The following is a 19,938-nucleotide window of genomic DNA, read 5'->3' as shown; positions in this document are numbered from 1 at the left end:
CCGATTTCCCTGCCTGGAGGTTCGCCATGTCTGTCGTCATCAATGACTCCTGCCTGGAGTCGCTTTCCGATATTTCTGTTCAGAACGAGGACTGGATCGTCCAGCAAGCCATCGTGTTGCTGGAGCGACGGGTTTTCAAAGCAGGGCCACGTCTTGAACGGCCCGCTGCGGTCAGGGACTACCTTCGCTTGAAGCTGGTCGCCGAGCCCAATGAGATATTCGTCGTCGTGTTCATGAACAGCATGCACGACGTGCTGGCCGTGGAGCCGATGTTCCATGGAACGATCAATGCGACCTCGGTTTATCCGCGTGTCGTGCTGCAACGCGCTTTGCAACTGAACGCCGCTGCGGTCATCTTCGCCCATCAGCACCCCTCGGGCACCACCGAGCCATCCAATGCGGATCGCTTGCTGACCGAGCAGTTGAAGACGGCCTTGGCGCTTATCGACGTGCGGGTACTTGACCATTTCGTGATTGGTCAGGGCACACCGTACTCGTTCGCCGAGTCTGGTCTTTTGTAGGAAGGCCCGTGGTTCACTGATCACAGCGGGGGCTTCGGCCTCCGCTTTTTTCCATGCGGCAGCACCGAACAGGTATGCGGGGTGCCCGCGATGCGCATTGTTTGTTGGGGCGGCAGCGGGTTCGCGTTCGACTATGGCTCTGATCAACTTCCAGGGCACGCGACATGCCAGCATCTTTATTCCGCTTCGCATCCGGCTGGCGAACCCTTGGCCTGGCCGTTGCACTGCCGGCATCCTTGGCCGTTTTCAGCCCAGCCACCTTCGCCGCCGATGTGGTGGTCGTCACCGACAGCCGCCACCCGGTCAAGACCATGGGTGGCGAGCGGTTGATCGAGTTGGATGAAGGCCCGCGCATCGAAGCCGAGCTTTCCGCACAGCTGCCCGCCGATCCTGAGCAGGCCACGGCCATCGTCAAGCGCCGTCTGAACAACGGCGGTGCCGACCTCCAGCGCCGCATTGCTTCCGCATACCAGGGCGTCGCCGACGCATGGAGCCTGGGCGTCACCAGCATCCCGGCGGTCGTGGTGGATCAGCGTTACGTGGTCTATGGCGAGCCGGACGTGGCCCGTGCCGTCGCGCGCATCGAGCAACACCGGAGGCCGCAGCCATGACCCGATCCTTCGAGCGGATGCGCCGCCTGCGTGCTGGCGTGGCGTCAATGCTGCTGCTCAGCGCCACGGGCAGCTACGCCCTCAACACCGCAACCATCGTTGGCTCAGTGGCATCGCCGGACTGCCTCGAATACCGCGTCGTCGGCATCTGCTACTGGCTCTACTGCACCTGGACGGGCTGCACGGTGCGCACATCCATCAAGGTCCGCCACTACATCCCCGATGCGGTCGTCTCCAGCTACAGCAACACCGGCGAGAACCCTTGGGTCGAAGTCCGGGCGATGAGCGCGCCCAACCCATCCGCGCAGGCCGGCGGGGACGGCACCACCAACGAAGACCACGAAAACAATCTCGCCAAGTTCAAGAACGCGGACGTCATCGGCCATCCCGGCGTCGAGGTGTTCAACCAGTTCGTCTCATCGTCGGGCTACTTCTGCGAGGGCGCGGGCACGGCGTTCATGCCGTACCTGCTCAGCACCCTGGACACACTGGCCTGGCGCTACAACGTGCCGGAGATGGCCTACCCGGAGGCACTAATTCCGGGCAGGCGCGAGGTCGGCGCGCGCACCACGATGAACCTGTGGGGCAACGTCTATCCGCGCGGCGGCTTCCTGCACCAGGCCGACGACCACAAGGCCGGCGCCGTGGTGGCCCAGCGCGCCGGCGATGTCGTCACGCGCCGTGGGCAGATTCACGTCTATCAGCCGCTGCTCGCCAACTCGCGGCCCGGTTACTGGCCTGCCGGCGCGCTGATGGAAGGCGATGCCTCGACAGGCAAATGGCAGGAACTCACGCCCGTCCTGTCCTCGTCCTGCACGGTGTTCCCGCGCAGCGGCTTCCTGACTCAGGCCCAGCAAGGCGACTACGCCTGGGCGCTGTGGCGGCCCTATGCGTGCTGCGAACGTCGCGGCCAGGTGTTCCTCGGCAGCGTCGATTTCCAATGAGGGTACGGCGATGAAGCGTCCTGAACTGACAAACCTCTCCACCAAGGCACGCCGCCTGCTGCGCCCCACGGTATTGGCTGGGGTGCTGGCTGGCGCGCTCGTTCTTGGCGGCGGCCTGGCGTGGGCGCAGACCGGTTTTCAAACCGGCGGCTCCGTCATCGGCGACGAGGTGATGTATTCGATTGGCGGCGGCAGCGCGGTGTCCATGGGCCGCGCTGCCGGCATGCGCTCGATCGGCGTCGGCGTGGGCTGGAACAGCAACCTGATCTGCGGCGACATGAGCATCCAGACCACGCTGCGCAACCAGCTCAACGGCGTCACCAACGGCTTTCAGCAGATCATGAGCAACGTGATCCAGAGCGCCACCAGCGCGGTGGCATCGCTGCCGGCGCTGATCATCCAGCGCGCCGATCCCGGCCTGTACAACCTGCTGACCAACGGCGTGCTGCAGGCGCGGCTGGATTTCGACCGCTCCAAGCTGACGTGCCGCGCCATGGCCGAGAAGATGGCCGACACGGCGGGCGGACAGCTCGGCTGGAGCCAGATGGCCGAAGGCATGGCACTGCGCGATGCGGTGTCGAGCACGGATGCCGTGTCGGCGATCGAACAGGCGGAGACGCGCCGGGGCAACGACGGCGTGCCTTGGGTGGGCGGCAGCAATGCGGGGGGAGCAGGTCAGTCCGCGATCCGCGTGGTCGGCGACGTCACCCGCGCGGGCTACAACCTAGTCAACGGTCGCAGCGTGACCGACACGTCGTCCATTGCCCCCGCCAGTTGCGCGAGCCTGTCCTGCCAGACCTGGACGTCGCCACAGCAGGCGACCGAATGGGCCACACGGGTTCTTGGGGAGCAGGTGCAGCGCACCTGCGATGCCTGCACCAAGACCGAAACAGTGCCCGGCGTCGGGCTGACGCCGCTGATCCAGGAGGAGTACGAGGCAAAACTGGAAGCCTTGCAGGAACTGGTCTCGGGAACGCGCAACACCACCTTCGAGAACCTGCGCGCGGCTGGTAGCACCTCGCTGCCCATCACGCGCGGCGTCATCGAGGCGCTGCGCGACGAGCCGGATCAGGATCTGCTGGCGCGGCGCCTGGCCTCGGAGGTCGCGCTGGCGTCGGTGCTGGAGAAGGCATTGCTGCTCCAGCGCACTCTGCTGACCGGCAAGAAGGAGCCCAACGTCGCGGCGAACCAGTTGGCGGTCGAGGCCGTGAACCACGAGAGCGACACGCTCGACCAGGAAATCCGCAACCTCAAGACCGAGTTGGAGCTGCGCCGCGAGCTGGCGAACAACTCGCCGATGGCCATCATCCAGCGCCACGGCACGCGCGCGGCTGGCTCACGTGGCATCTACGAAGGCGATCCCATTCCCGACCGCCTCGACCGGCTTCAGAAGGGCAATCCGGGAGGCAACCCATGAACCCGCCGCGTGCCAGTTGGCTGCGCCCGCGCTGGCTGCTGAATCGGCGCGCGGCGAAGGCGTTGCTGTGGACGGTGGTGCTCGTTGCTGCCGCCGTGGGTGCCAACGTCGTCGGCATTTACCTCGTCGGCAGCGTCGCCAGCTGGGAACTGTGGCTGACGGCCACGGCGGGTTACTTCCTGGTGTGGCGACTGTGCCTGTATGGCGCAACCGCCTACGGCTGGGTCTGGATGCGTCGCCGGCTGCTGGCGCGCGAGGCCCAACGCGGGGCGGATAGGCAGGCGCGGCGGCGCCTGGTGCGCAGCGAGATCGCCGGCGTTGCCGCGATCGTCGCGCTGGAAGCCAGCCTGTTGCTGCAGGCCGCTTGAGGGGAGATCGAGGTTATGACACTTTTCACCACCGACTACCTGGAGTACTACCTGACGCTGGTGTCGTGGATCGTCCACAACGGCATCTGGGCGGTACTGGTGGCGAGCGGTGTATTCGCGCTGCCTTTCATTGCCATCATCGTGCAGGAATGGTTGAAGGCCCGTGCGGAGGGTGCCGACGAAGGCAACAAGGGCGTGCTCTCGGCTGCGCGCATCGAGAACCGGGTGTTCGTCGCCATCGTGGTGGTGATGTTCGCCGGCATACCGTTCATCGACGTGGACCTCAACACCATCCGCTACGACAGCGCACGCTCGGCCCAATGCCAGGTCAGCGTGCCGCAGCCCACAGATACCGGCTGGTCGCAGTCCTTCAGCACCATCAACAACCAGTCGGCGAAGGTGCCCGTCTGGTGGGCCTTTATGCACACACTCTCACGCGCCGTCACGGGGGCCTCGGTGGCGGCGATCCCTTGCGGAACCGATCTGCGGCAGATGAGGATGGAGATCGACGCGACCCGCATCGACGATCCGGTGCTGGCTCAGGAAGTGGCGGACTTCTCGCGAGACTGCTACGGACCGGCGCGCGCCAAGCTGTTCATGCAGCGTCCTCAGCTTGATGAGGCGCAGATGCACGACGTGACCTGGATCGGCTCGCGCTTCTTCACGGACACGGGCGGCTACTACGACACCTACCGCTCCAGCACACCACGCGATGACTGGCCCTACGACAGCACCCGCGACGCCGGACTTGCGCAGGTGGCCAGCGGTGGCGGCTATCCGTCCTGCAGGCAGTGGTGGGCCGATGGCAGCAATGGCCTGCGCGCACGCCTGCTGGGGCAGGTAGACCCAAGCCTGCTGAATCGATTGGCGGGCTGGGCCGGCTTTTTGAGCCGAGCCGATGTGGACGACTCGGTGATCCGCACCATCGCCTCGCCGAGGCAGCAGAAACTGAACCAGGGCAGCGTCTATACGGACTACGGCGGCCAGATCGACAAGACCCTGCCGAACATCGTGACGCGGGCCACGGGCGACGTCGGCATGGCTGTCGGCGCGATTGCCGCGTTTCCCGCCATGGATGTGGTGCGCCAGGCGCTGCCCATGGTGCTCGCCTTGCTCAAGATGGCGCTGGTCATCTGCATCCCGCTCGTGCTGGTTGTGGGCACCTATGACTTGAAGACGGTCGTTACCGTCAGCGTCGTGCAGTTCGCGCTGTTCTTCGTCGATTTCTGGTTCCAGCTCGCGCGCTGGATCGACAGCACCGTCCTCGATGCGCTCTACGGCTGGGGCTTCGGCTGGAACCGGCCACACAGCAACTTCGACCCGCTGGTGGGGATGAACAACGCCTTTGGCGACATGCTGCTGATGTTCGTCACGGGAACGATGTTTATTGTGCTGCCTACGTTCTGGATCATGGCCCTGGCTTGGGCGGGCGTTCGCGCCGGTAACGTCTTACAAGGCCTGGCTGGAGCTACCGGAGATGCCAAGGCCGCTGGCGGAAAGGGAGGAAGTACCGCAATCAGCGCGGTGCCGAAGAAGTGAGCACAGCTAATCGTCCTGGACATGAGGGTCAATGCGAAAACCATCGTAGGTGTACAGGCCGAATCCGGCAGGCCCGTTTCGCCATTCTGGTTCGGGCAGTTCATCGTTCAAGTCGGCATTGCGCGCCATCCAGGCAACCACCATGACGAACACCAGTAGCAGCGCCATCCAGAAGACTGCATAGAACAGCAATCCCAGCACAACCAGCTTGACCGTCCACAGCAGCACGGTGGCACCTGCCATCGGCACGCCCTTGGATACCAACCAGTTCGACGCTCGCCGTTCGCCACGCACATAGGCGCGCCATCCGCGGCCCAAGGCGCGGCCGAGGCGTTCTGCGGTGCTGATGCGGGTCGTCGTGTTCATGGTCGTCACCTTCTACATGTGAAATTGCTACTCCAGTTTGCTCCAATCCTGCTGGCTTGCCTGTACCAATGCGCTCCATTCGTCCGGCGGGTTCCCGCGCCCGAGCATCTTCTCGAACACGGCATACGGGTCCGATTTGCTTCCCGAAGACCGCAGGGTCTGTTCATCGTTGACCCAGGCGTACACGATGACCTTCGCCTTCGAGTCGTAGCGGAAAAACAGCCGGTATCGCCTTCCGAGCTTGGCCCGCCGCCAGTGACGATAGGCCGGCCCCATGGTGTTGCCTTGACGGTAGTCATCGCGCGCCGGATCACTCGGCACCACGTCTTGTATCAACTGGGTCAAGGCCCGGAAGAACTTGACGTTGGCGTTCGATCCGAACCCTTCCGGATCGTTGTCTTGGGCGCGCAGCACGGCCGCGCGCAGCTTCATCATCTGCTCGATCAGGTTGTCGTGGAACAGCAGTGTCCAGCCATGCTGTTGCATCAGATTTCCACGTCCTCATCGAAATCATCACCCAGGTCCACCTTGTGCCCCGCGTGCTCCAGCATGGTGCGAGCCAGATCCTCGGGCAGGCCACGCACATTCCGGCCTGCTTCAATGTCGCGGGCCAGCAGGGTCAGGAACGCGGCAATGGCCGGGTCCTCGTGCTCGGCATCAGCGCGGGTCACGACGACCTCACTGCCACGAAGCTCGAACGCGAGCTTGCTACCGGTATCGGCGCCAAGCGCCTGCCGGATGGACTTGGGCAGCGTGATCTGGCCTTTGGAGGTCAGCGTGGCAACTTCGTGAATGGCAGGCATGGTGGCTCTCCTGGTCGCAATGCCTATATTGTAAGGAAATATCCTTACCGCGTCAATGAGAGGTCTCACCGGGGTTCTCCAGCATCCAACAATGAACCTCATCGTAGGGTGGGAACAGCCAGCCTTCCCGCATCAATCCGGCCCCGCCACACCCGCATTGACGGTGGACGACCAATGCTCACCGCTCTATATCCAAAGGCTTCTAAAGGCCAAAGGGCCGAAATGGCAAGGGAATGGGGTGCAAGGGGAAAGGCCCTACCCGAAAAGGCGAAAAGGCCTCCCGCTTGGCCCGCCACCAGGACACCCACATGCTCTCTCTGTTCCAGCGGAAACGGCCTCCGGTCGCTGCCGCTCCATCGCCAGCACCCACCACCGACCTCCCGAAAGGGCTGATCTGGCCGGAATCGGCCGCATCGCTGCTGGCGACACCGCGCCGGCAGAAGCTGCTGGAACACATCTGGCAGCGCACCTCGCTCTCGCGCAAGCAGTTCGCCGCGCTGTACCGTGCGCCGCTGGAACGTTATGCCGAGCTGGTCCAGGCTTTCCCTGCCTCCGAAGCGCATCACCATGCCTACCCAGGCGGCATGCTCGACCACGGTCTGGAAATCGTCGCCTACAGCCTGAAGCTGCGCCAGTCTCATCTGCTGCCGATCGGCGCCAACCCCGAGGATCAGGCCGCGCAAGCCGAGGCGTGGACTGCTGCCATCGCCTACGCCGCACTGCTGCACGACATCGGCAAGATCGCTGTCGATCTGCACGTCGAGCTAGCCGACGGCAATACCTGGCATCCGTGGCACGGCCCGCTGCACCAGCCATACCGCTTCCGCTACCGTGACGATCGCGAGTACCGCCTGCACAGCGCCGCGACAGGTTTGCTCTACCGGCAACTGCTTGACCGTGAAGTCCTGGACTGGCTCAGCAGCTACCCATCACTGTGGGCACCGCTGCTTTATGTCCTGGCCGGGCAGTACGAGCATGCAGGGGTGCTGGGCGAACTGGTGGTGCAGGCCGACCGGGCTTCCGTGGCCCAGGAACTGGGTGGCGATCCTGCGCGCGCCATGGCTGCGCCCAAGCACGCGCTGCAACGCAAGCTGCTGGACGGGCTGCGTTACCTGCTCAAGGAGGAGCTGAAGCTGAACCAACCCGAGGCCTCCGATGGCTGGCTCACCGAGGATGGTTTGTGGCTGGTCAGCAAGACTGTCTCAGACAAGCTGCGGGCGCACTTGCTGTCCCAGGGCATAGACGGCATCCCAGCGAACAACACCGCCGTGTTCAACGTGCTGCAGGATCACGGCATGTTGCAGCCCACGCCGGACGGCAAAGCGATCTGGCGTGCTACCGTGACCAGTTCCACCGGCTGGACCCACTCGTTTACGTTGCTACGGCTGGCACCCGCGCTGATCTGGGAATCTGGTGAGCGACCGGCGCCCTTTTCCGGGACGGTGATGATCGATACGCCCCCCGCAGGCGAAGATGTCGAGGCAGGGGCCACCCTTTCTGCGGACGGCGCGACGTCCGCTTTGGAGAACCAAAACGCTCCGCCAGCGGAAGGTAGTGGCATCGCCTCGGCCCCTCCACCCAAGGCCCAGGCCACCCCTGACGTCATGGAAGACATGCTGGCGATGGTGGACACGGGAAACTCGCCAACCACCGATCAGGATGTGGAAACCGTCCCGGACGAAATACCCATCGTTCTTGCCGATACGCCCCCGCCGACCTTGGCCGACGTTGCGCCTTCACGGCCGGTTTCCACGTCCTCGACGACACAGCCATCCGGCGAGCACTTCATGGCGTGGCTGAAACAGGGCATCGCCACGCGGCGGCTCATCATCAACGATGCGAAAGCACTGGTGCATTCCGTGAGCGACACCGCCTACCTGGTCAGCCCTGGCGTATTTCAGCGCTATGCGCAGGAGCACCCGCAGGTAGGGAAACTGGCCAAACAGGAGAACCTGCAGGATTGGCAGTGGGTGCAGAAGCGTTTCGAGCGACTGCAATTGCATCGCAAACAGCCGAGTGGTCTGAACATCTGGACCTGCGAAGTCACAGGCCCCAGAAAATCACGGAAGCTACACGGCTACCTGCTTCTTCCGCCACAATCGGTATTCTGTGAAATGCCACAAAACAACCCCTACCTGGCCGTGCTTCCGACGTAAATGACCAGACTCATTCAGCACCAGAAGATCCGCCATTCTTGAGTTCGGCAAACTTCGCAGCCATTGTTGGGTTACTCCGAGTCAACTTCTTGATCGTCACGTCCTGCGCCTTGTCGTTCGCGAGTCGAAGATTTCTGTCGGTGCCAAGCAGGGCCTCTTTTGTCTTCTGTAGGTGATCGATCGACTTGTCGATTTCATCGATTGCCGTCTGAAATCGCCTGGAGGCGAGGTCGTAGTTTTTGGCGAATGCAGTCTTGAACGTATCCAGCTGGGCCTCGAAATTCGTGATATCGATATTTTGCGCCTTCACGAGCGCCAGCTCGGATTTGTACTTGAGCGAATTCATTGCCGCATTTCGTAGCAGGGTGATGATGGGGAGGAAGAATTGCGGCCGGACAACATACATTTTTGGGTAACGGTGGGACACATCAATGATTCCCGTATTGTATAGCTCACTTTCAGGTTCGAGCAGAGAAACCAGCACTGCATACTCGCAACCCTTCTCAGTGCGATCCTTATCAAGCTCCTTCAGGAAATCTTCATTTTTCTTCCTGGCGGCGGTTTCATCATTCTCGTTCTTCATCTCAAACATAATCGAGACGATCTCAGTTCCAGCTTCATCTGAGTCGCGAAATATGTAGTCCCCCTTACTTCCGCTGCGCGCATCATTGTCCTTCTCAAAATACGCCCTTGGAAATGCGGTAGCGCGAATTCGATTGAATTCGGTCTCACAATGCTGCTCTAGCGTTTCGCCAACCATTTTGGTCGATAATCGCGCCTTCATGTCCCGTAGACGCTCGATTGCGTCATCGCGATCCTTGATCTGCGTCTCGTACTTTTCTTTCAAAGATTTCTCGGCAAGATGCTTTTCAAGTTCTGCCCGTTGCAAGCCGCTCTTCATTTCGTCACGCTCTCTCTCGACTGCGTTGACTGCTTCAGTAATGGCAAGCTTTTTCTCAATAACAATGGCGTCGAGTTTCGCCTTAAGTTCCTGTATCTCCGATTCCTTTGCTGCAGCGGCCTTTTGCACTTCGCTTATGAGCGTGACCTCTGCCAACTTGGATACAGCTTGCTTGTCGCGCTTCGCCTGTTCTAATTCATTTGCAAGCGTGTCACGCTCTTTTTCCACCGCATTCAATGCCTCGGCCACGGCGAGTTGCCGCGCAACCTCTCCGGCATCAAGCCTGGCTTTCAGCTCCTGAATCTCGGCATCCTTGGCGGATGCGGCTTTCTGTAATTCGTTGGCAACCTTGGCCTCAGCCAGCTCAACCGCATTGCGTTTTTCCTGTTCGGCCAACTCTAGCCGTTCATGTAACTGTCTCTCGAAATCGCTATCTCGAACCTGCTTCAGGATGTCCGCGTACCCAGCTTCGTCGATCTTGAATGCTTTCCTGCAGTGAGGGCAGATTATTTCATGCATGGTTACTTACCTTCCACTTTGACCAAAATCTGCGCAAGCATTTCTGGCACCTCGCCTCCTGATCGGAGTGTCGCAGTCCGGTATGCGAGCTGGTTCTTCGCAAGATTTATTCCGGCATCAGTCTCAATAATATTGCAGGCAGATATCCACTCATCCCAGTTCGCGGACAGAAACGCCTCAAGGTGATCATCAAATATCGCGGCGACTTCGGAAATGGTGGCAGGTGGAAAATCTTCTTCAGGCAAGCCGAAGTACCGCATTAACCTGCGGTTCTCTACCGCATGATTTTTGCGCTCCCGATCTATGTCATCTTGCTTTTTGTTTTTAGCTTTGGCGCGCACTTCAAATCCACCGTCAGCATCAAAAAGCGCATAGACTGGAACACCAATAGATTTCAGAATCGCATGCGCGAGAGGTATTGATGTCTTGCTGCCGACTGGAACAATCGAGATACCTGCTGCCTCAAGAGCCCCCGGAGAAGTTCTATCGCCAATACCGTAGAACACAGCCGATTCGGTTGTCCCCTCCACAAGAAATGCGCGATTCGCGAAGAGTGCTATGGCAAGCTGGTCAGCCACGTTATGGTCGAGCCTGCGATCAATCACATCGCCATCCACTGTTCCATGTAGCCTGCCCTTCACATCCTCAACCGTTGCAAAGTGAACCGTCACCACCGGGACTTCGTCAGTTGATCTCGTCAGCCGTCTGACTTGGTGGAATTGCCGTGCCTCCAAGAAGTAGGGGCTATGCGTGGCATAGGTTACCTGGATGCGCTTGCCAGTATCTTCGGCGAGCGACCTAAGCACCTTCGCAAAGGTCTGCGCTTGGATCGGATGCTGGAAAAGCTCCGGTTCCTCGATGGCCAAACAGATGACACCCTCAGCGGAGGCCGCGCCCGATTGCGCCAAGAGCTGCAGAGCCGAGATCAGGAGCGTGCGCTGAAAACCGTGCCCTTGCCGCTCTACAGCTGTTTCAGTGGTGCCATCGAGCACGGCTACATCAAAGGTTGTGCGGGGAGCCTTGAGCTCCACTTCTGCCGGAGAAACCGTGATTGCCCGGCCTGGCGCATAGGTTGTGACGACCTCATTGAGCTGCGTTGTGATGGTCCCGAGTTGCTCCTTGAACTTCTCTTCATAAACCTGTTGCTGCTTTGCCCGTGACTCGGCAACGATTTCCGCGATCGCCTCATCAGCAGCAGTTCGATCAATCGAGCGCTCAAGGATTCGCCCAATGATGCTTGCCTTGCCATCGATCGACTCCTCACTTGCCCGAAGGTCGGCCGTCACCAAAACGAAGTCGAAGAGCCCACTCATCTTGCCGCCGCTGTTGAACCCAAAGAAATTGGTTTGCAAAGCTTCGGGGGCATCGAGAAGTTGATCCGTATGAGCCGCCTCCCAAGTTGTCATCGCCTGCTCCACGGCCGGGCCGGTATTCGCAGCAGGAAGATCAAGCTCCGGGCGCTCGCGCCGGAGAGTGGCGTACAGATCTTTCTTCGCAGTCACACCGCCTGCCGCCTTGATAGCATTGAAAGCTGGGAATCCCTTTGCATTGGCGGAGAGCACATCGGCGCCGTCAGGGGATCGGCGCTTCCATGCAGTGAACGTGACTACTCCTTCAGGTGCGTACTTGCCGAGTGCCTCGCGATCCTTTTCGGTGAGGTCTGCGAAGGTGACCTGAACCTCGATGTCTTCGTCCGTCGCCCCAAAAGAGCAATCCTTTTCTGTCAGCGAGCCGGGCTTGCCATTGAAGAACCAGTCAAGCGCACGAAGCACCGTTGATTTGCCGGCACCGTTCGGCCCGATGAAAGTCGTGACGGAATCGAACGGAATCGTTACGTCTTTCAACGTGCGAAAGTTTCGGATGCGAACGGATTGGATCTTCATTTCGGGCCTCTGCTCCTTGTGGTTTATGTATCTCGCTGTGAACGACGGCAGAACCTACCCCTTTGCCGCCTCGGTCAAAAGATCGTCAACCGAGCGCGCCACCACATACCGGGCGGGGTTCTCACCAACCCCCAGCGCAGTGAAATGTGCCTTGCCGCATTCGATCTTGGCGCTTTCCTTGTCGCGCAGGTCGTCGGTGAACAGGCTGCTCTTGGTTTCCACCACAAAGTACAGGCGCTGGCTACCATCCTCTTCCACCAGCACGGCCCAGTCGGGGTTGTAGGTGCCCAGTGGCGTGGGCACCTTGAACCAGCCTGGCAGCTTGGCGTAGAGCTTGATGGCTTCGTTTTTCTCCAGCCCATCGGCGAAGTCCCGCTCGGTGGTCGAGTCGTACACCACGTGCTCGTAGATCGACTTCTGGGTATCCAGCAGCATGTTCTTGAGATAGCCGGTGAGCTCTTCCTTCTCGAACAGCTCCTGCGCATAGACATGCTGGTCGCCGAGCTTCTGGTACTTGATGCCATCGACCAGGGCCAAGCGCTTGCAACGGTTGATGGTTTCGGCGGTCAATTCGATGAACTGCTGCGGATTGCGCTTGAAGTCGTCCAGGCGGCCGCTTCCCGTCAGGATGCTGACGATGGTGCGTCGGGTGAGCTGGGTGCGGTCCTGCAGGTCGGTCAGCAAATCCGGCAGCTCGATATCCGCCTCGTCCAGCACCACGGTCGCCGCGCCCGCTTTTTCCGTCGCGGCGACACCCGCCTTGCCGATAGAAATGTCGGCCTTGCGCCATTGCAGCCGTGCCTTGGCAATCACCGGAGCCTTCTGCAACGCTGCAATGCAATCCGTCACCAGCTTGGCGTTATCGAATTGCACGCGGTACGTTGTCTGGTGCTTGATGCGGTCCCACAGTGCCTTGAACTCGTCGCTCAGATAAACGGCCTTGCCATCTTTGCCCTTTCGCAGCGGCACTTGCCTGCGCTCATCGGCATTCTTGATGTCGAGCCGGCCCGACACCTTGCGCAGCACTTCGGCAATCTGAGCCTTCTGCGCATCAAACTCAGGCGGCAGTTCCAAGGTGCCGTTCTTCAGCGCCGTTTTCAGCGAATCCTGCACCTTGCCCGTGGCATCAATATGGCCGGTGGCTTTCAAGTGCTCCCACAGCGCCTTCGATTGCTCGATACCCAGCGGCGTGGCATGCCCGTCAGCACCGGTCACGGCAATGGCGGCAAACTGGTGTTGCTCCACGATGCCAAAACGGATGCCGGTGTCCTTCTCGATTTCCTTTTGCAGATTTTCGGCAAACTGTTCGTAGTTTTCCGTGGCCACCACAGTCAAGGTGTTGACCTCGAAGCCGCGCACCCGCTCGCCGTCCTGATTGACACACAGGCGCAGCCCACGGCCAATGGTCTGGCGGCGCTCGCGTTCGGTCTGAATGTCACGCAAGGTGCAAATCTGGAACACGTTGGGGTTGTCCCAGCCTTCCTTGAGCGCGGAGTGAGAGAAGATGAACTTCAGCGGCGTGCCGAAGGACAGCAGCTTTTCCTTCTCCTTCATGATCAGGTTGTAGGCGCGCTCGGCATTCTCCCGGTTGCCCGCATTGTTCTCGGCGGTGTCAGTCCAACCACCTTTCTTGTCGATGGAGAAGTAGCCGTTGTGCACGTCCTCGGCGGCAAACGCCAGGTCGATCTCGGCGAACAAGCTCTGATAGGCCGGCAGCTTGGCGGCGCGACGATACTCTTCCTCGAATATCTGCGCATACACGCCCTTGACCGGCTGGCCGTCTGCGTCGTACTGGCGGTATTTGTCCACCGCGTCGATGAAGAACAGGCTCAACACCTTGATCCCTAGCGGGCGCAGGTGCTTTTCCTTGTCCAGGTGCTCCTTGATCGTGCGGCGGATCATCTCGCGTTGTACGGCCAGCGCATCCACATCACCGTGGGCTTGGCCCGGCTGCAAAAACACTTCGCCGCCGGGGTAGCGCAGCTCCATGAACTCTTCGCCCTTGGCTGTGTTGATCTCGCCCACCCGAAAATCGGCGTAGATCGCGCGGCCATCGGCGCTCTGCTGGAGGTCGTCGCCATCGCTGACCGTCACTTCAACCCGCTGCACGCCGGTGGCGGTCTGTTTATCCAGCTCGATCTTGGCGCTGATGCGGCCGCGCTTGTTTTCCACCTTCACCAGGCGCACAAACGGCTTGTTGTGCGCGTCCTCTACCGTGGCTGAGGCCACTTCGATCTGCTTGACCAGCTTGCGCTCGTAGGCATCCACCGCATCCAGGCGGTACACCATGTGGTGCTTGTCCACGTGGGTGGCGGAATAGCGCAGTGTGCACAGCGGGTTCATCGCATCCAGCGCTTCCTTGCCACGGCCTTCCAGGCCGCCGTCCACACTTTGTGGCTCATCCACGATGATGATCGGCCGGGTTGCCTTGATCAGGTCGATGGGCTTCTCGCCGCCGGTCTTCTCGCTCTCTTTGTAGAGGTTGTTCACATCCTTCTTGTTGATGGCACCCACCGTCACCACCATGATCTGGATGTTGGAACTGGTGGCAAAGTTGCGCACCGGCCCCGGCTTGGCCGAGTCGTACAGGAAGAAATCGAAGGGCACGCCCGCGTAGAGACCCTTGAAGTGCTCCTCGGTGATTTCCAGGGTTTTGTAGACGCCTTCCTTGATCGCCACCGACGGCACCACGATCACGAACTTGCTGAAGCCGTAGCGCTTGTTCAGCTCGAAAATCGTGCGCAGGTACACATAGGTCTTGCCGGTGCCGGTTTCCATTTCCACCGTGAAATCGCCCGAAGTCAGCGCGCCAGAAGGCGGCAGGCCACCGCGCAACTGGATGCCCGCGAGGTTCTTGAGCAGTTCATCGTCCAGCAGGGTCAAGCGGTTGCCCATGCCAAGGTCAGACTGCGCCACATCCAGCGACATCTGCGCGTCATCGGGCAGTTTCATGGTCACCGTGAATTCGGTGCGGCAGACCTCCTGACCACGGAAAAGATCGCACACGGCCTCGATGGCCTGAAGCTGGTAGTCGAGATCGGGTTCAAAATGCAGCTTCATGGGCCATCCTGATCGTTGTGGAGTCCGCAAACGACACAAACACGTTTGCGGAGCGCAAAAATACAATCAGACTCCACAAACATCTTTGTGGAGTCCAGCCGCTACACAAGCCCGTCATAGCGGGCCAGTGCGGCATTGGCCTGGCCCACCAAGGGCAGCAACAGGCGGTAATTCAGTTCGCTCAGGGGTAGTGCATCGGGCACATAGGGCTGCATGGCGGGCCTCACAGACTGCGCACGGTGGCGATGCCGTGCTGCTGCAGAATCGCCGCCATATTGGTCTTGGCCACGTCGCCTTCAAAGGCGCTGTCGCGGAACACGCAGGTGGTATCGCCGGCGGGTGCCAGTTTCTTGTGCCAGGTGATGATGCCTTGGGCCAGTGGCTCCACCTGCTCACGGGTGATGGTCTCAGCCAGGCACGCCAGCAGCACGCCACCGCCGACGGCATGAACATCCAGGCCGTCGATGCTGCGCTTTTCGATGGGTACGCACAGGTCAAGGCCGAGCTTGAGCAGCAGCTCATACAGCACGTCGGCCTCGCTGCGGTCTTCGAGCAGGTGATCCTGATGATCGAGCAGCGTGGCTTCCAGGTCATCAGGCTTCGGATTCCAAGCGCGAATGTTGGAGGTGTCGAGCTTGAAGACGCGGAAACCGGTGTCACCTTGCCAGTCAGGGTTGTCGGCCTTGACCTTGGCGCCGGCGCGGCGCAGGCGCTCTTTGGTCAGTTCGGCGATGGAGCGCGGCTTGTCGAGCTTATCGCAGAACTCAGCGGCTACCCTTTGATCTTTATTGTCTTGATCAAGCGGTTCAGGCAGTTGCACCAGTACATAGTGGCGCGAGCCGCCATCGGCAGCGTTTTGCGCCATGACGGCATGACCGCTGGTGCCAGACCCGGCAAAGAAGTCAACGACATAGCAATCGGAGTCATTGGAGGAAGTGGCCATCTCGACGAACTTCTGGAGAACGAGTTCGTCCTTAGGAAAGTCGAAGACTTCCTTCCCCATCATCTTGGTAAGCCGTTCAGAGGCCGATCGTGCAGGTTGATAGAAGACACTCGGTGGTGTCATTGAGTCGGTTTCGTGCAAGTAGAGCTTCAACATGATGCTCGACTCTGTAACAAATCTTATACGGTTTTCCTCCACAAGCTTATTGAACTCAAGCTGATCGAAGGCCCAACCGCGATTGTCCCGAAGCCGAATCTCGTTGCCATTTCGTGGATCAATCAGCTGAAATTTCCTTCCGCCGGGCGCGGTAGGGTTCTCTTCCTTGTAGACCCCCCTGGCATCAATAAAGCGATAGCGTCGATGCGCAAACGAATCGCTTGATTTCATGGCTCGATACCAACCCGCGAGTGCATCAGAGGCCGCGACAAAGTCATCACCATGAACTGACCGCAGTCGTTTCGCTTCCTTGAAGATCGCGTCCACTCCTTCCTTCTTCAATCCCCATTCGCGAGGCACTGCATCTCGATTCCTCGCATAAACGAGAACGTATTCGTGGCATACGCCAATCTGTTTCGCATCGTTCTTGTTGGCTCCCTCCCAAACCATTTCAGCGATCAGATTTTCAGGACCAAACACTTCGTCACATACTGCACGGAGGTGCGCAACCTCTTGGTCGTCAATGCTGACAAAAAGCACTCCATCAGGTCGCAACAGGTTACGCGCAAGCCTCAACCGTGGATACACCATATTCAGCCAGTCAGTATGAAACCGCCCGCTGGCCTCGGTGTTACTGCTGACCTTCTGCCCGCCTTCAATTTGGCCAGTCAATTCCAGATAGTTTTTGATGTTGTCCTGAAAATTGTCCGGGTACACAAAATCCTTACCGGTGTTGTACGGCGGGTCGATGTAGATCAGCTTGACCTTACCGGTATAGCTCTTTTGCAGCAGCTTGAGCACTTCGAGGTTGTCGCCCTCGATCATCAAATTCTGGGTGGACTCCCAATCCACGCTGTCTTCTGGGCAGGGGCGCAGCGTGCCCGTGCTGGGCGTGAGCGCCAGTTGGCGGGCGCGGCGCTTGCCGTGCCAGTTAAGGCCGTACTTCTCATCAGCATCCGTCACGCTGGCATCACCCACCAGCGCCTTGAGCACGTCCACATTCACGGCCACGCCGTCTTTGCCTTCCGTGAGCAGTTCCGGAAACAGCGCCTTGAGTTGTTCGATATTGCCAGCCACCAGGTCGGCGGATTGGGCTTCCGGGCTGGCTGCCGTGAGTTTTTCCATGGTCTTCTCCGTCATTCGTTCAATCTTCAAAGCTGTTGTTGTGCAGCGGCCAGTTCGGACTGGATGCGCTTGAGCGTCAGGTTCAGTTCCACCTGGCGCGCCAGTTGTTTTTCTTTGGCCGCCTCGGCCCGCAGGCGGCTTATTTCACCTTCCAGCCGCTGGCAATCGGCCAATGCCTGCCGGCGTGCCGCAGCCTGTTCCGGCGTTGCGGCGGCTTGATAGCTTCCTGTGCGTCGCGCTGCGTGCAGGGCCTGCACGCATTCGATCCAGCCTTGATAAAGGGCATGAAGCGAGGCCTGGGGCTGACGCGCAATTGCGAGGGATTGCACGAAGGCATGTTCGGCTTCGGGACGTGCCTTCGTATCAGCCTCGGTTGTGCCACTGGCCGTGCGGGATAAAGAGGCCGACACCAGATCGCCGTCGAGCACGATTTTTTCTGCCTCGTTCTGCGCCCAGCGTTTATGCGCCAGCGAGAGGGTCAGCGTGGGCCCGTCAGCTCGTCTTTCATCCAGCAGTAACAGCACCGGGTAAGGCACGGCCCGATGCACCAATTCGACCAGGCGTGAAAGACTGGTGGGCTTGATGGCACCGCGCAAGGTGACCGCCAGCACCGCGATTTCCAGGTACTCGCGTTGCGTATCGCGGTACTCGGGCACGCCGATGGTGTTGGGCTTGAGGGCGGCCAGCCACTGGATGTCTTCAATGGCATCGGTGATCAAGCGCTTGTCGGACGCCGTGGGCGCACCGTTCTCCAGCAACAGCTTCTTGGGCACGCGCTGATCCACCCGCGCGCTATCCGGGAGATTCAGGGCACTGACGACATCCGACCTGTTCATGACGAGAGTGCCGCCCCAAATGCCTTGACCGTTTCTTCGCTGTCGCGCCCGGCGATGGTTTTGCCCATGGCCTGTTCGATCAGCTTCAACAGTGCGGCGGCGCGTTGGCGGATAAACGCATCGAAGTCGTCAGAGCGCAGCGCGGTCACCGGGATCACGTGGGAGAGCAGAAACTCGTCCAGGCTATCGGGGGCCACCTGCTTGGCTTTCTGGATGCGGGCGAGGTACACGCTGGGCGCATCCCCGCTGATGAAACGATTGGTGCCAGCAGCCAGAGGAGCCTTGTTGACCACACTGTTCCATTTCTCCTTGGGCAACTTCTGCTTTTCGCACCAGGCACGGGGGAACACATGGTGGATGTCGATGGCGTTGTTGAAGTAGGTGTTGAGGTCAATCGGCGTACCGCTGACGAAATCCCGACCACCGTGTTTCATGAGCAAGGCGGCCAGCCCCTTGTAGGCGGCTGCGAGGCGGCTTTGCAGAGACAGCAGGCGCGTCGGCGCGAAGTTGGCGTCGCGCACCGTGCGCGGTTCGCTGCCGCTTTCGACCCAGGCGACCACATCGTGGATGTCCATGCCAAAACGGGTTTCGTTGGCGCCACCGTACAGTTCACCCAGAACACCGCTCCAGTACCAGCGCAGCAGCTTTTGTTTGACGCCATGTTGCGTGGTGCGGTCTGCCAAATGAGCGCAGATGGCCGACAACGGAATGAGTTGCGTGGCATAAGGCAGGCTTCGGTCGTCGAAGATTTTTTCCTCCGCCAGCAACTCGGCAGCCCGCTTGAAGCCTTTCTCCAAATCAGATTCCAGCGCCTTGAAGTCCGCCAGCGGCAGCTTCAGCACGTCGGCACGCTTGCAACTGACGGATGTGCCATGCGTTTTGTGTCGACGGTAGCTGGCCAACAGGGTCACTGCGGTGAGAAAGCTGGTGCCGTCCACCGCCGTGAGCACGTCGTGCTTGGCCGTCAGTCGCTCCTGCCGAGCTTCCCAGTCATCGCGCAGGTTGAATTCATCGGCCGCGAAGGTTGCCGTCATCAGCTCGAAGACGGTGAGCGTCACGCCACCGGTATTGACCTTCTCGAAGACTTGGCACACGGCTTCGCGCGGCGTGTCCTGGGTCAGTTCGATGGCGGGCACCTTGAACTGCTGGAAGCGCAGCCAGATTTCGTTACGAAACCGCTGCATGAACTGCATGGCTTGCGCTGCGAACTGATGGTGCGCGCTGAAACCGCTTTCCCAGGCCATGAAACCTTGGATGTCGAACAACAATGCCACGGGGAAGAGCCGCTGGCTGTACTGCAAATCAGGTGTACTGACATCCAGATCGACCTTTCGGCCGAAATCCGACGTGACTTGCAGCGTCTCCGGCACTGAAAGCACAGCATCTTCACGGTCGGCCGATTCATCCAGACATTGGGTCATGTCAAGGAAATACAGGCGGCGAATATTCGCGCCTTTCTCCGTGCGTGTCGGCACTGGCTGGCCGCTGCGCAGCGCCAGGTACATGGAGGTCAAGCGTTGCTGACCATCAAGTACGAGGGTTTTTGGAGCAGGCGCCGGCTGCAGGTTGACGCCGGCAAACAGGCGCGGTTTGAACGGCACACCGCCTGCTTCCAGAAACATGACCGCGCCAATCGGGTAGGAGAGCGAGAGGCTTGCGATCAACGACCGAATATGGTTGTCATCCCACACCCAACCGCGTTGGAAGTCAGGAAGCTGGATTTGCCCCGATGCAATGCCATCGAGGACATCTTTCAATGCGGGTTCGGCGGTGCGAAAGCTCATGCGGGT

General features: G+C 60.2%; 16 protein-coding genes. 7 read left to right on the top strand and 9 right to left on the bottom strand.

Going from position 1 to position 19,938, the window contains the following annotated elements:
• Positions 1-26: 26 nt before the first annotated feature.
• The 6 genes from radC (at position 27) to M1L61_RS17925 (ending at position 5,400) form a co-directional block, all read left to right on the top strand.
• Positions 27-521, top strand: a complete 495-nt coding sequence (gene radC / locus M1L61_RS17950; RefSeq protein WP_012205990.1) for a DNA repair protein RadC — start codon at positions 27-29, stop codon at positions 519-521.
• Between the two features lie 164 nt (positions 522-685).
• Positions 686-1,132 (top strand): TIGR03757 family integrating conjugative element protein, encoded by a 447-nt coding sequence (locus M1L61_RS17945; RefSeq protein ID WP_008266034.1) that lies wholly within the window; start codon positions 686-688, stop codon positions 1,130-1,132.
• Positions 1,129-2,076 (top strand): TIGR03756 family integrating conjugative element protein, encoded by a 948-nt coding sequence (locus M1L61_RS17940; RefSeq protein ID WP_180729992.1) that lies wholly within the window; start codon positions 1,129-1,131, stop codon positions 2,074-2,076. Before M1L61_RS17945 ends, M1L61_RS17940 begins: the two co-directional genes overlap by 4 nt.
• 10 nt (positions 2,077-2,086) lie before the next feature.
• Entirely contained in the window at positions 2,087-3,493 is a 1,407-nt protein-coding gene (locus tag M1L61_RS17935; protein ID WP_180729996.1) for an integrating conjugative element protein, read from the top strand.
• On the top strand, positions 3,490-3,861 hold the full coding sequence (locus M1L61_RS17930) for a hypothetical protein (protein ID WP_180729999.1): 372 nt from the start codon (positions 3,490-3,492) through the stop codon (positions 3,859-3,861). Before M1L61_RS17935 ends, M1L61_RS17930 begins: the two co-directional genes overlap by 4 nt.
• Positions 3,862-3,876: 15 nt before the next feature.
• Positions 3,877-5,400 (top strand): conjugal transfer protein TraG N-terminal domain-containing protein, encoded by a 1,524-nt coding sequence (locus M1L61_RS17925; RefSeq protein ID WP_180730001.1) that lies wholly within the window; start codon positions 3,877-3,879, stop codon positions 5,398-5,400.
• Between the two features lie 6 nt (positions 5,401-5,406).
• Here the strand turns inward: M1L61_RS17925 and M1L61_RS17920 are convergent, their stop codons facing one another.
• The 3 genes from M1L61_RS17920 to M1L61_RS17910 are packed head-to-tail and all read right to left on the bottom strand — an operon-like array spanning position 5,407 to position 6,569.
• A complete protein-coding gene (locus tag M1L61_RS17920) occupies positions 5,407-5,766 on the bottom strand; it encodes a DUF3742 family protein (RefSeq protein ID WP_022580072.1) in 360 nt (119 codons plus the stop codon).
• 27 nt (positions 5,767-5,793) lie between these two features.
• Positions 5,794-6,252: a type II toxin-antitoxin system YhaV family toxin gene (locus M1L61_RS17915; protein ID WP_022580071.1), complete on the bottom strand. Its 459-nt coding sequence runs from the start codon at positions 6,250-6,252 to the stop codon at positions 5,794-5,796.
• A complete protein-coding gene (locus tag M1L61_RS17910; RefSeq protein WP_022580070.1) occupies positions 6,252-6,569 on the bottom strand; it encodes a type II toxin-antitoxin system PrlF family antitoxin in 318 nt (105 codons plus the stop codon). The genes M1L61_RS17915 and M1L61_RS17910 overlap by 1 nt, the downstream gene beginning before the upstream one ends.
• A 308-nt stretch (positions 6,570-6,877) precedes the next feature.
• Here M1L61_RS17910 and mobH point away from each other — a divergent pair, with 308 nt between their 5' ends.
• A complete protein-coding gene (mobH, locus tag M1L61_RS17905) occupies positions 6,878-8,725 on the top strand; it encodes a MobH family relaxase (RefSeq protein ID WP_180730009.1) in 1,848 nt (615 codons plus the stop codon).
• Positions 8,726-8,735: 10 nt separating this feature from the next.
• Here mobH and M1L61_RS17900 read toward each other — a convergent pair whose 3' ends face one another.
• The 6 genes from M1L61_RS17900 to M1L61_RS17875 form a co-directional block, all read right to left on the bottom strand.
• Positions 8,736-10,145, bottom strand: a complete 1,410-nt coding sequence (locus M1L61_RS17900; RefSeq protein ID WP_180730012.1) for a DUF2130 domain-containing protein — start codon at positions 10,143-10,145, stop codon at positions 8,736-8,738.
• A 2-nt stretch (positions 10,146-10,147) separates the two neighbouring features.
• A complete protein-coding gene (locus tag M1L61_RS17895; RefSeq protein WP_180730013.1) occupies positions 10,148-12,028 on the bottom strand; it encodes an ATP-dependent endonuclease in 1,881 nt (626 codons plus the stop codon).
• A gap of 54 nt (positions 12,029-12,082) precedes the next feature.
• Positions 12,083-15,088: a DEAD/DEAH box helicase family protein gene (locus tag M1L61_RS17890; RefSeq protein WP_180730014.1), complete on the bottom strand. Its 3,006-nt coding sequence runs from the start codon at positions 15,086-15,088 to the stop codon at positions 12,083-12,085.
• A gap of 223 nt (positions 15,089-15,311) precedes the next feature.
• On the bottom strand, positions 15,312-17,312 hold the full coding sequence (locus M1L61_RS17885; protein WP_180738363.1) for a site-specific DNA-methyltransferase: 2,001 nt from the start codon (positions 17,310-17,312) through the stop codon (positions 15,312-15,314).
• Between the two features lie 26 nt (positions 17,313-17,338).
• Positions 17,339-18,148, bottom strand: a complete 810-nt coding sequence (locus M1L61_RS17880; protein WP_033982000.1) for a DUF4391 domain-containing protein — start codon at positions 18,146-18,148, stop codon at positions 17,339-17,341.
• Positions 18,145-19,932, bottom strand: coding sequence for a DUF262 domain-containing protein (locus M1L61_RS17875; protein WP_180730015.1), 1,788 nt, complete (start codon positions 19,930-19,932; stop codon positions 18,145-18,147). The genes M1L61_RS17880 and M1L61_RS17875 overlap by 4 nt, the downstream gene beginning before the upstream one ends.
• Positions 19,933-19,938 lie beyond the last annotated feature (6 nt).

Source organism: Stenotrophomonas sp. NY11291, assembly GCF_023277365.1.
Lineage (GTDB): Bacteria > Pseudomonadota > Gammaproteobacteria > Xanthomonadales > Xanthomonadaceae > Stenotrophomonas > Stenotrophomonas geniculata.
This window is presented reverse-complemented; position numbering and strand designations above follow the sequence as displayed.